The organism is Streptomyces sp. IMTB 2501 (assembly GCF_001953885.1).
Lineage (GTDB): Bacteria > Actinomycetota > Actinomycetes > Streptomycetales > Streptomycetaceae > Streptomyces.
Genome location: NZ_MQUS01000010.1, coordinates 23,752 through 36,221, shown reverse-complemented (window position 1 = coordinate 36,221; position 12,470 = coordinate 23,752). Strand labels below are relative to the sequence as shown.

Annotated in this window: 7 protein-coding genes; 3 read left to right on the top strand and 4 right to left on the bottom strand. The window is 70.4% G+C overall.

What is annotated here, in order from left to right; all coding sequences use genetic code 11:
* Positions 1 to 62 precede the first annotated feature (62 nt).
* The 3 genes from AV521_RS18735 (at position 63) to AV521_RS18725 (ending at position 3,970) form a co-directional block, all read left to right on the top strand.
* A complete protein-coding gene (locus tag AV521_RS18735) occupies positions 63 to 1,592 on the top strand; it encodes a sugar ABC transporter ATP-binding protein (protein ID WP_107480948.1) in 1,530 nt (509 codons plus the stop codon).
* Entirely contained in the window at positions 1,589 to 2,683 is a 1,095-nt protein-coding gene (locus AV521_RS18730; protein WP_076089621.1) for an ABC transporter permease, read from the top strand. Before AV521_RS18735 ends, AV521_RS18730 begins: the two co-directional genes overlap by 4 nt.
* A gap of 66 nt (positions 2,684 to 2,749) precedes the next feature.
* A complete protein-coding gene (locus AV521_RS18725) occupies positions 2,750 to 3,970 on the top strand; it encodes a substrate-binding domain-containing protein (protein ID WP_079249299.1) in 1,221 nt (406 codons plus the stop codon).
* Between the two features lie 47 nt (positions 3,971 to 4,017).
* Here AV521_RS18725 and AV521_RS18720 read toward each other — a convergent pair whose 3' ends face one another.
* The 4 genes from AV521_RS18720 to AV521_RS18705 form a co-directional block, all read right to left on the bottom strand.
* Positions 4,018 to 5,208 carry a PP2C family protein-serine/threonine phosphatase gene (locus AV521_RS18720; RefSeq protein ID WP_076089793.1) on the bottom strand — a complete coding sequence of 397 codons (1,191 nt, stop codon included), beginning with the start codon at positions 5,206 to 5,208 and terminating at the stop codon, positions 4,018 to 4,020.
* 489 nt (positions 5,209 to 5,697) lie between these two features.
* Positions 5,698 to 9,048, bottom strand: a complete 3,351-nt coding sequence (locus AV521_RS18715; protein ID WP_256725600.1) for a lectin — start codon at positions 9,046 to 9,048, stop codon at positions 5,698 to 5,700.
* Positions 9,049 to 10,089: 1,041 nt separating this feature from the next.
* A complete protein-coding gene (locus AV521_RS18710) occupies positions 10,090 to 11,298 on the bottom strand; it encodes a polysaccharide pyruvyl transferase family protein (protein ID WP_076089619.1) in 1,209 nt (402 codons plus the stop codon).
* Positions 11,299 to 11,423: 125 nt separating this feature from the next.
* Positions 11,424 to 12,416 carry an NADPH:quinone reductase gene (locus tag AV521_RS18705; RefSeq protein WP_076089618.1) on the bottom strand — a complete coding sequence of 331 codons (993 nt, stop codon included), beginning with the start codon at positions 12,414 to 12,416 and terminating at the stop codon, positions 11,424 to 11,426.
* Between the last annotated feature and the right edge of the window lie 54 nt (positions 12,417 to 12,470).

Genomic DNA, 12,470 nt, shown 5'->3' with positions numbered 1-12,470 from the left:
AGATCGGCCCACTAGGATCAACGGCGACAGTCGGGAAAGACTCGCCAGGCCGACCTTCGGAGATGTCCGTGCACGACCCTCCCGACACCTCTGCGGAACCCCTGGTCCGCATCCGCGGACTCGCCAAGCGGTTCGGCGGGACGCTCGCACTGGACAGGGTCGACCTCGACATCCACGCCGGCAGCGTCCTCGCCCTCCTCGGCCCCAACGGAGCCGGAAAGTCCACCCTCATCAAGGTCCTCGCGGGCGTCCACCACGCCGACGACGGACAGGTCACGGTGGACGGGCACCCGCTAGGGAGTCATGCCGCCTCCCGCGCCATGTCCTTCATCCACCAGGACCTCGGCCTCGTGGAGTGGATGACGGTCGCCGAGAACATTGCCCTGAGCACCGGATATCAGCGCCGGGCCGGACTGATCTCCTGGCCGCGCACCCAGCAGCGCTGCACCGACGCCCTGCGGATCATCGCCGGACACTTCGACCCCGCCACGCCGATCGCCCGCCTCTCCCCCGCCGAGCGCTCGCTGGTCGCCATCGCCCGGGCCCTGGCCACCCAGGCGAAGCTCATCGTCCTCGACGAGCCGACCGCACGCCTGCCCGCCACGGACTGCGCCCGGCTCTTCCGCGTCCTGCGCGCCCTGCGCGGCCAGGGGCACGGCCTCCTCTACGTCAGCCACCGTCTGGACGAGGTGTACAAGGTCGCCGACGCCTTCGCCGTCCTGCGCGACGGCCGCCTCGTCAGCCACGGCACCCTGGCAGGCCACAGCCCTGCCCGTCTGGTGCATGACATCGCCGGCGACGAACCGACCCACTACCGCCCCGCCACCGTCCCCGCCGAAGGCCCGGCTCTCCTGACCCTCGACGGCGTACGGACCGCCGGCGCGGGACCGGTCGGCCTGGAACTCAGGGCCGGGGAGGTCCTGGGCCTGGTCGGCCTCTCCGGCGCCGGGCACATGGACCTGGGCCGAGCTCTCGCCGGTTCCCGGCCCCTCCTCGACGGCCAAGCACTCCTCGGCGGCCGGCCGTACCGGCCCCGCACGGTCGCCCACGCCGTTCGCCTCGGTGTCGGCTTCGTGCCCGGCGACAGACAGCGCGAGGGCTGCGCCGCCGAGCTGACCGTACGGGAGAACCTCCTGGCCAACCCGCGTGCCGGAGGCCTGTCGGCGCTGCACTGGATCGCTCCACGCCGTGAACGCGCCGAGGCCGCCCACCTGATCGAACGGTTCTCGGTGCGTCCCCGCGACAGCGAGGCCCCCATCGGCACGCTGTCCGGCGGAAACCAGCAGAAGGTCATGATCGGCCGGTGGCTCCGGGTGGGCCTGCGCCTGCTGATCCTGGAGGAACCGACCGCGAGCGTGGACGTCGGAGCCAAGGCCGCCGTCTACCGCCTGCTCGACGAGGCGCTGGGCACCGGCCTCGCGGTGCTGCTCGTCTCCACGGACTTCGAGGAGATCGCGGGTGTGTGCCGGCGCGCCCTGGTGTTCGTCCACGGGTCCGTGACGGCCGAGCTGAGCGGTCCGGCCCTCACGGTCGCCGGGCTCACCCGGGCGGCCTCGGCCATGCCCCCCTCCGGAACCGCGACCACCTCATGAGCGCGTCGCCCTCTTCCTCCACGTCCCCGTCCCCGCCGCACCGACGGGGCCGCGCCGGACAACTCGTCAGCACCTACGGCCTCCTGGCCCTCACCGCTCTGCTCCTCCTGGTCTTCTCTCTCCTCCTGCCGCGCACGTTTCCCACGCGGGACACGGTCGACTCGACCCTGTCCGACCAGTCGATCCCCGCCGTCCTCGCGCTCGCCGCCACCGTCCCCATCGTGACCGGCGCGTTCGACCTCTCCATCGGCTACGGTCTCGGCCTGGCGCACGTCATGGTGATGCAACTCATCGTCAACGAGCGGTGGCCCTGGCCGTGGGCCTGCCTCGCGGTGATCGCCGGAGGGGTGGTCGTGGGCGCCCTCAACGGTGTCGTCGTGGAGTTCGGCCGGATCGACTCCTTCATCGCCACCCTCGGGACCGGGGGCATGATGTACGCCGTGACCGGCTGGGTCACCGGCGGCGGACGGATCGTCCCCGGCCCGCAGGGTCTCCCCACCGCCTTCACCGACCTCTACGACTCCAGGTTCCTCGGCCTTCCGGTTCCCGCCTTCTACGTACTCGCCCTCGCCGTCGCCCTCTGGCTGGTGCTGGAGCGGCTGCCGCTCGGCCGGTACCTCTACGTCGTCGGCTCGAACCCGCGCGCCGCCGACCTGGTCGGCATCCCGATCCGCAGGTACACCGTCTACGCGTTCACCGCGTCAGGACTGCTCGTCGGCTTCGCCGGTGTACTGCTCGCGGCCCAGCAGCAGATCGGCAATCCCGACGTCGGCCTCGACTATCTGCTGCCCGCCTTCGTCGGCGCCCTCCTCGGCTCCACCGCGGTCAAACCCGGCCGCCCCAACGCCCTGGGAACGCTCGTCGCCGTCGCCGTGCTCGCCGTCGGCCTCACCGGCATCGGCCAGATGGGCGCCGACTTCTGGACGATCCCCCTGTTCCACGGCGGCACTCTCCTTCTCGCCGTCGGTCTGGCCGGCTACTCCGCCCGCCGCCTGCGCACCGGGACGGGCACGTCGCGTGACGCGCCCACCCCGCCCCCGGAGCCGTCGTCCTCGACACCGGACGGTGGCACAGCGGGCACCCCTCCATGACCCACGCCACGGCTCTCTGCGTCCCCCTCCAGCCGCGTCACCCTCATTCCCCGGCGAGGAGCTCCCGTGCCCCGCAACCTCAAGGCCGTCCCCCGCGTCCTCACGGTGCGATCCGTCTCCCTCGCCCTGCTGCTGGCAGCCGTAACCGCCCTCGCAGGCTGCGAACGCGGCTCGTCGAACGGCCCCGGGTTCTCCACCGCAGGTCCGAACGGCTGCCCCGCCGACCAGGCCAGGGCCCAGACCGCCGTCGCCCGGGCGGAGAAGACCGACATCCCCTGGAACGGGCCGGCCACTGGCCCCGCGGCGGTGTCCGGCAAGACGATCGTCTACGTCGCACAGACGATGACCAACCCCGGAGTCGCGGGTGTCGCGCAGAGCGTCAGGGAGGCCGCGAGGGTCATCGGCTGGAACGTCCGGGTGATCGACGGCGAGGGCACCCCCGCCGGCATCCAGTCGGCGCTGAGCGAGGCCGTGGCACTCAAGCCCTCGGGCATCGTCATCGGCGGTTTCGACCCCAACTCCACCTCCGAGCAGATCGGGTGGGCCACTGCCGCGCGCATCCCGCTCATCGGCTGGCACGCGGTCGCATCCCCCGGCCCCAGCGTGAAACCCAGGCTCTTCACCAACGTCACCACCAACGTCGACGACGTCGCCGCGATCAGCGCGCAGTGGGTCATCTCACGCTCCCACGGCCACGCCGGGGTCGTCCTCTTCACCGACGCCTCGATCCCCTTCGCCAAGCACAAGTCCGAACTGATCAGGAAGAGGCTGGCCGCCTGTGCGGGCGTACGGATGCTGGCGTACGAGAACATCCCGATCCCGGACGCGAGCAGCCGTACGCCCAGGGAGGTCTCCTCCCTTCTCTCCCGCTTCGGGAGCCGGTGGACCTACTCCGTCGCGATCAACGACCTGTACTTCGCCGACGCCGCCCCCGCGTTCCGCTCGGCCGGAGAGAAGGGCTCTGGCCCGCCCTTCAACATCGGCGCCGGCGACGGCGACCCGTCCGCCTTCCAGCGCGTCAACAGCAGGCAGTACCAGGCGGCCACCGTCCCTGAACCGCTGTCGCTGCAGGGCTGGCAGATCCTCGACGAGTTCAACCGCGCCTTCTCCAGCCGTCCGGCCAGCGGTTATGTCGCGCCCGTGCACATCTCCACGGCGGCCAACAGCGCAGGGGCCACGACCTGGGACCCCTCGGGCTACCGGGAGGCGTACCGGAAGATCTGGGGCAAGTGGCCCAGAGGGTATGCAGGGAACATCCGGCTGGTCGCGCAGCCGGCGGCGCCATGACGACCCCTCACGAACAGGCGGCGACGGCGGCTCGGCGTGATACCGCGTCACCGGTACGGCGGGTGCCATTCGAAAAGCAGGATGGTCACGTCGTCCCCCAGTTGGTTGCGCTGGTAGTCGAGGACGGCGTGGATGAGCAGCCGCAGCACTTCGGCCGGGCGCTGGCCGGCGGCATTGGAGCGGATGATGAAGTCGGTGAACCGGTCGAGACCGAACTCCGCACCGTCCGCATCCCGGGCCTCGACGACACCGTCGGTGTAGAGCAGGACGCAGTCACCCGGTTCCAGTGTCGTCTCGTGGACCTGCCGGGCTGCCGGGGCGAGTGGGCCGGCCAGGCCGATGGGCGGCTGTGGGGGGCTGTCCAGCGCCCCGGCGAGCACCCGCTCCCCACGGATCAGCAGCGGTGGGGGGTGACCGCAATTGACCCAGTGCAGCACCCCGGTCTCGGCATCGAGCCGACACAGCACGCCGGTGCAGAAATGGTCGGGCAGCCACTCGGCGAGCGCCCGGTCGACGGTGCCGACGACGTCCGCCAGGCCGCCACCGCCCCGGCGGGCGTTGCGCGCCGCGGCCATGGCGACCGACGTGGTCAAGCCGGCGGCCAGATCGTGACCCATGGAGTCGAGGATCATGGTGTGCAGCACGTTCTTGACCACCGAGTGGTCGTAGGCGTCGCCGGCGATGTCGTACGCCGGTTCCAGGACCGCGGTCGAGACGCACCTGCGGCTGCCGACGGTGTGGGGCGGCAGGAAGGCCCGCAGCATCTCGGCCGGCAGTTGCATGGGCGCGGTGCGGGAGCGGGCGGCGAGCCAGTCGCTGTAGGCGCGCTTGGAGGTGATCAGCATGGCGAACAGATGGGCCAGCATCCGGCCGCGGCGCATCCGTACCTCGTCGAGCGAGGCGGCCCGCACCGACAGCACGCCCAGCCGCTCCGAACCGTCGATCAGCGGCATCCAGACGATCGAGCCGTCGTCGGCTGCGGCCACCCGCGGGGAGACCGTGCGGTACGCCAGGCCGGCCGGCGAGTGGTCCACCGGCAGCGGATCCAGGGCCTCGTCGAGTGGGATGAGCAGCCGTTGCTGCAGGTCGACGAGGTAGATCGCCGCGGTGTCCAGGCCGAGGGCCGAGGCGCACCGGTTCGCCAGGGCGGGCAGTTCGAAGGGCAGGGCCGTCTGCGCCTCGCTGATCAGCTCTTCCAGCCGATTCTCGTCGACGGCGGTGTCGGGACCGGAGGACACGTGCGATGGGTCCGACACACGGATCACCCCTTCCGTGCCCAGTCTCACACCGTTCCCGTCCTCTCTCACGTCGGACACGACCGCGGCGAGGGCGAGACTGCGGCCAGGGCGGTCCTTGGCTGTGCGCCCCGGAGACGGACCGCGGGCCCGCCGACCTGATCGGCGGCGACCGGCTCAGGAACAGGGCCGCCCATGGGGACGGCCGTGCGGTGCGGACCTTGCATACACGCGGCGGCGCGGTCGGCAAGCTGGACCATCAGGTCGAAGAACTTGGCCCATGATGTCGGCCGCACTGTCCTGGTGCACCGGCAGAGCCCGGATCACCGGCCGCACGGCAGGACCGGTCCTGGCCGTGGCCGCATCAGCGGGGAGGGTGCCGTCGGGACGCCGCACGCGGCCGGAATGGCCGGGCACACACGCCCCGCGAGGCCGGTCCCCGCGGCTCGTGCGCCCCGGGAACCGGCCCCCGTCGTCAGTGTCTGCCGGGTCTCACTGGCCGAAGCCGTAGGCGAACAGGTGGTCGGTGCCTGTCGAGCCCGTCACCGGCAGGGTGATCGACGCCACCTGCTTGGACGCGTCGAGCGGGAGCTTCATGGCGAAGACGTAGGTCTTCACGCCGTCCCGGCCGCCGCTGCCGGTGTTCCGGTAGCCCGTGGTGACGGCCGTGGTGTCACCCGCGATCGGCTTGCTCGAACCGGCGTTGAGCGTCCAGTCCGAGAAGCCGACCGCCGCCTTCGAGGTGGTGCCGTCGGTGTAGGTGACGGTCATCGTGCCCGAGACCCCGCTGCCGTCGGTCGGTGCGTCGGTCGCCGTGCCCAGCAGGCCCAACGACGCGCCCGACATGCCGGCCGGCATCGGGATGGTCTGTCCGGCCATCTCCAGGTTGTCCAGATGACCGGACGTCACCGTCGGCCAGGTGTAGGAGATGCCGTCGACCGTGACGGTGGAGCCACTGGTGACGCCGGCCGCCGCCAGCGCGTTCTGCGAGAACGCCCAGCCGCCGTTGTCGAAGCCGCCCGAGAAGCTCGTGCCGTCGGGGTAGATGCCTTCGTTGGTGTCGTACGGCCACAGCGCGCCGGCCTTGGCCACGGCCACGCGGAGGGCCGCCCCGCTCAGTGCCGCCCCGGTGCTGTGGTCGGTCAGCGCGAAGGTGACCGGGAACGTTCCTTCACTCGCGCCCGCGGTCACGTGGACTTTCGCCTCGGCGCTTCCCGAGGCGGGCACCTGCACCGAGCCGGACGCGGAGTCGAGCGTGACGCCGGAGGGCGCCGTCGCCTTCCAGTCGACGGTGATGTCCTTGCTGCCGAGGTTGGTGAGGTCCAGCGTGCCGTCACCGGACGCACCCGGCTGGAGCACCAGGCCGTCGCTGGAGGGGCCGGTCGCCGCCAGGACACGGTCGCCACCCGTGGTGTCCGACGGCGGCACCGCCGACGGGTCGGAGGCCCAGGACTTGTCGGGCTGGGTGCCGAGGGTGAAGTCGACCGTGCCCGCGCCCTTGAACTGCTGGTACGTCAGCCAGGAGGTTTTCCACTCCTTGCCCTTGACGTCGAGGGACTGCACGTACGGGGCCTCGGGTGCCGCCTGCGGCGCGTTGATCTGCACCGTCTTTCCACCTGCGAGGGCCACCGCGGCTACCGGGAACGCCGGGCTGCCGAGTGCCAGGGTGTCCGTGCCCGGGGTCTCTGGGTACATGCCCAGCTCGGACCAGACGTACCAGGAGCTCATCGCGCCGAGGTCGTCGTTGCCGAACGAGCCGACCGGGGCGTTGAAGTACAGCTTCTGCTGGGCCTCGCGGACGGCCTCCTGGGTCTTCCACGGCTGGCCCGTGTAGTCGTACTCCCAGGGGATCTCCACGCTGGGCTCGTTGCTCAGGTTGGCGTTGGTGTTGCCGGGGTTGGTGATGTTGTCGAGCAGGCTGTCCAGGTAGGACGAGTACGCCTTGTCACCGCCGCGTGCCTGGATGAGCTGCTGGACATTGAAGGGGACCATCGGCGTGTACTGGGCCGACGTGCCCTCCACGAAGCCGTTGGAGGTGCCCGGGGTGAAACCGCCTGCGAACTGGCCGTCCTTGTTCTTCGCCTGCATGTAGCCGGTCTGCGGATTGAAGACGTTCATCCAGTCCTGGGCACGGGTGGCGAACTTCTGGTAGACGGCCGTCCTGCCCAGCGACTTCGCGAAGGCGGCAAGGGCGTAGTCGGCGGAGTCGTACTCCAGCTGTGTGGAGACGGGGCCGTAGAAGTTGCAGCAGCCGTAGTCGTTCTCGTCCAGCGGGAGGTAGCCCTTGGTGTCCCGCACCGACTCGCCGGGGCGGTCGTTGTTCGGGGCGGTTGCCTCGTGCTGGAGGGCGGCGAGCGCCTTGTCCGCATCGAAGCCCCGGGCGCCGAAGGCGTACGCGTCGGCGATGATGCCGGCTGCCGGGTCACCGACCATGACGTAGCTCTCGCCGTTGTTCGAAGCCCACTTGGGCAGCAGGCCCGTCTGGTCGTAGCCGTTGAGCATCGAGGTCACGACGTCGCTGGTGACCTTGGGCTCGACCATCGCCATCAGCTGGGTCTGGGAACGGTAGGTGTCCCAGCCCGAGTAGTTGGCGTACTGGGCCTGCTGGCCCTTGGACAGCTCATGGATCTGGTTGTCCATGCCCATGTACTGGCCGTTGTCGTCCGAGAAGACGTTCGGGTGCAGCAGCGCGTGGTAGAGCGCGGTGTAGAACTGCGCCTGCTGGTCCGAGGAGCCGCCGCCGATCTGGATTTTCTTCAGCACCGCGTTCCAGGCGTCGTGGTTCGCCTGCGCCACGGCGTCGAAGTTCCAGTTCCTGACCTCGGTGGCGAGATTGCCCGCCGCGCCTGCGTCACTGGTGTAGGAGATGCCGACCTTTGCTTTCACCGTCGGGTTGGACGAGGTGTCGAAGGTCAGGTACATGCCGTTCGCGCCCGTCGTGGGGGGCTCGGCGGTCTTGCCCGAGGCTGACGTCCGGGGCGTCGCGCCGGCACTCGCGGCCGGGGACGGCGTGCCGGGGGACTTGTCGGCGCTCCCGTGCACGGTCGGGGACGGGGCCGCGGGAACGGTGAAGTGCTTTTCCTTCAGCGGCTTTGACGGGTGTGTCTGCAGGTTCTGCCGGGCCTTGCCGGCTTTCAGTGACCTCGCGTCGGGGTTGATGGTGCTGCCGACCCAGGTGCCGCTGCCGGTGAACGGCTGGTCGAACTTGATGTCGAAGTGCAGGGTGTAGCGGTTGTTCGCGCCGCAGAAGTGGCCACTGTCGACCGACCCGCTGATCTCCTTCTTGTTCACCACCTGGACGCGGGTGCCGTCCACCTGTGTGGCGCCGCCGCTGAGCTTGAACAGCAGGTTCGCCTGGCGGCCCGCGGGGAAGGTGAAGGTGCCCAGGCCGGCGCGGGTGGTGTCGGTCAGCTGGGTCGTGACCCCGCCCGCGTCGGTGACCTTGTAGGACCCGATGACGGTGTGCTCGTCGTCGTGGCTGAAGCCGACGGATGCGTTGCCGAGGTTGCCCGACAGCGTGCCGGTCACCGGCAAGACGGGCAGGTCTCCCGCGACGCCGCAGCCGGGTCCCGAGACATGGGTGAGGCTGAAGCCCGATATTTTGTCGTCGTTGTACTCGTAGCCGCCGCCGGAGGGGCGGTCGGGCGTCGTGTCGGGACCCCACTGCACCATGCCGGCCGGCATGTCGGGGCCGGGGAAGGTGTCCACCTCTCCGGACGTACCGATGAGGGGGTTGACGAGAGACGCGGGGTCTTGCACCAGGGCCGGTGTTGCGGCGCTCGCGGCATGGGCGTCCCCGATCGCCGGGAGCGGGAGTGCCGCGATACCCAGGACGGAGATCACGGCCAGGCGTTGCCGGAGTCCTTTTCGGTTACGTGGCGCAGCTGAACGTCGGGGTCTGACCATCGGTTGCCTCCGCAGCGGTTCGTGCTTCGCACAGGTGGTGACGTGCCGAAGGACGTCAGTGCATGGCAACGGCGCCGGTCACCTCCCGGCCTGACAACGTTGCCATGCACGAGTGTCGAGTGAAACGCGTGGGCTCAGGGCATGTCAACGAGGCCAACAGCAGTTTCTGAGCGCGAAGTTCGCATTCTGTGTCCTCGGCACCACACCGCCGAGGCCGGCGGGCGATCCCGGCCCCCTGGGAGATCCGGGGTCACCCGGCCGGACTTCACGCGGGCCCCAGCGGTCGAGGACAAAGAGCCGCCTGCTTGGCCCGACCAGCCGGAAGCCAGGCCGAGTTGGGGAGCCTCAGCTGGGAAGACTCCGGCCGCACAGCTGCCGCCACGGGCGTGCAACACCGGCGAAGACGCAAGCGAGCACCAGTTCTCCCTGCAGCACTCGGGCGTCATGGGCGGGCGGCCGCGGGGGGTGGCCCGGAAACGGTGAAGCTGCTTCCCGCCCGCCCCCCGGCGACACGGTCAATGGGCTGATCAGGCAGCACTATTGAGGCGCCGCGTTCGGTGCCGTTCTACTACGCGGTCACAGTCGAGGAGCTCTCGATCTCGACCGGGTACGGACACCTGTCACCTCTCCACCATCACCGCGCCGCCCTTCGCGGATATCCGCGAAGGCAAACAGCAATGAGCGCCGCTGCAAGGAGTCCTGACATTCGTCGGCGCAGTCGCGGGCTCCCACCCGACGTCAGCGCCGGACCGCGCACAGCGCACTCCGCACGGCCTTGTTGAGACGGTCCTCGTCGACGGGAGCCGTGGTGGACGTCATCGACAGGGTCACCGCCCTGCTTGTCCGCTTGTCCGCTTGTCTGCGGACGGAACCGGCAGGTCGTCGTACTCGACAGGGGGCTCACCACCCCGGAGTCCGCGGTGTGCCGGAAGCTCTCCTCGGTCAGGACCACCGGCTTGCCTCCGGGCCCGTCGTTGGTCACCCGCTCGTGACCAACGACGTGAGTGTCTCCGTGAAGGAAGTCGCCGAGTGGTCGGCGTGCTCGCGGATCCGCGTTGCCACGGCGTCGGCTCCGCCGTCCTCCACGAGGTGTACGAGCCGGTCAGCGCGGCGCTCATGGGCTTCCAGGGTGTCGGGGAGCGTGGAGAGGTAGAAGTCCGTGGCGTCGTAGGCCATGTGGAACACGTGCTTCTTCACGTCGCTCAGCGTCAGGTAGTCGTCGTCGGTCGTCGGACGAGGTTCGGGGGCGCCGACGCACACCACCGGAGTGCCGGCACCCCAGGCGTTGACACACAGGTGGTAGGTGTCCGTGATCACCAGTCGATAGCGGGAGAGGACGCGCACCAGGTCGCCGATGGTGTGGTCACCCGGGCGGGTCGGTATGTGACCGACCCGGGACGGGATGTCCCGGTCGAACCACGGCAGCCATTCGAGGGGCGCTCCGAAGCGATCGGAAAGGCTCTGGCAGAAGGCGGGCAACCAGTCGGGGATCGGGGTACGGGCGCCGAGGAACACGCCGATCGCACCGCCCTCCGGGACCTGCTCGGACCATCCCGTGGCCGGGAGGCGGTCGAGGTCGCCGGGGCGGGACAACAGCGCCGCGTCGGAGCCGAAGTAGTCGGTCGTACGGTCTCCCCGGAGGTGGGCGATCTTGGCCGCCGACAGCGGGTCGCGCGCCCAGACGCGATGGCTTCGCGTCATCAGGCGGGAGAAGAGGGGGCCGTACTCCTTGTCCTCGTAGTCGGACTGCGTGTTGTGCAGGATCGTGCCGCCGTAGCTGAGGGTCCGGGAGAGGAGTTCGTCCGGCTGGTCCGCCAGCAGCAGGGTGCGGTGCAGCAGGGCCCGGGCGGCGTCGCGGTCCTCGGCGATGCCGAAGTCGAGCAGGCGGTTCGTCGCGTCCTGGGCCAGATAGTGCCGCGTGTGCAGGAAGTCGCCCCAGAAGACGACCGCGTCGTGGTCGCGGAGCGAGTCGAGGTGCTCGGTCAGCTCATGGAAACGGAACGGGAAGTCGGTTCCCTGGGCGCACGCGCGCAGCGGCACCGTCTCCGGCAGATGGAGGGTGTACCAGGCCGCGTCGATCTCGTCGCCCAGTCGCCGTCGCAGGGACTCGAAAGCCAAGTCGACGGTCAGCATCCCTGTGTTGCGGTATCCGATGTTGGGCGCGGTGATGACGGCGACGCGTGCCATGTGTTCGTCTTCCCCTTGGCCGTTGCCGAACGGCTCGACATGTGGCGCTGACATCGGCCAACGTACACATCGACGTCGCTCCGATGTGGGCCCGCCCGCTGACTGGCTGCTTTCCGACGGGCGCGTCAGTCGCCGGCGGTCACGTCCGTGCGCAGGACGGCGCGCCGTCCGTGCAGTTCGCCCTTCTCCATGCGGGCGTGCACGTCGGCTGCCGCGCTCAGCGGGAAGACCTCGATGCTGCGCGGGCGCAGCACGCCCTGGCGCAAGAGGTCGTTGATGTATGCGGCGGCTTCGGCGAGTTCGTCGGGGGTCGCGTGGGAGATCACGAATCCCACGACGGACCGGTCGTTCATGTAGAGGGCCCCGGCGGGCAGCACGGGGCGGGTCCTGGCACCGGCGAGCAGCACCACGCGGCCCCTGCGGGCGAGGAGGCCGACCGCGGTCTCCAGGTCGTTGACGCCCGCTGTGTCCAGGTACAGGTCGACCCCCGAGGGCGCGGCCCTGCGGATCCGCCCGGTCAGGTCCGGATCCCGGTAGTCGAACACCTCGGCCGCGCCCAGCTCCGCGCAGTACTGGGCGTCGCGCGCACCCGCCGTCGTGAGGACGCGGGCGCCGGATCGTACCGCCATGGTCACCAGGGCGCTGCCGACGTTGCCCGCGGCGCCCGCGACCAGCACGGTCTCGCCCACGTGGAGCCGCCCGTGGACGAACAGGGCCAGATAGGCGGTCGCCGCCGGATGGACCGCGGCGACCGCGGCGTACGGGTCGACTCCGCCGGGCAGGCGGTACAGCCGGTCGGCCGCCACGACCGCCTGCTCCGCCGCAGCGCCCTGCCTGCCTCCGTGCCCGAGGCTGTTGCACCACACCCGGTCCCCGGCCCGGAGGCCGGTGGCACCGGGGCCCGCCTGCGCGACCGTGCCGACCAGGTCACGGCTGACGACGAAGGGGAAGTCCACGTGTGTGGGGAAGAGACCCGACCGGACGAACGTGTCCACCGGATTGACCGTGGTGGCCAGGACATCGACCAGCACATCGGTGGGACCGGGCCGGGGAGCGGCGATCTCGCCGTACCGGATGACGTCCGCCGGGCCCAGCTCTTCGATGTAGGCAGCACGCATGGGATCACATGCTGGCACAGGCGGCCGCGTCACCACCGGATTGCCCTGGCCCGC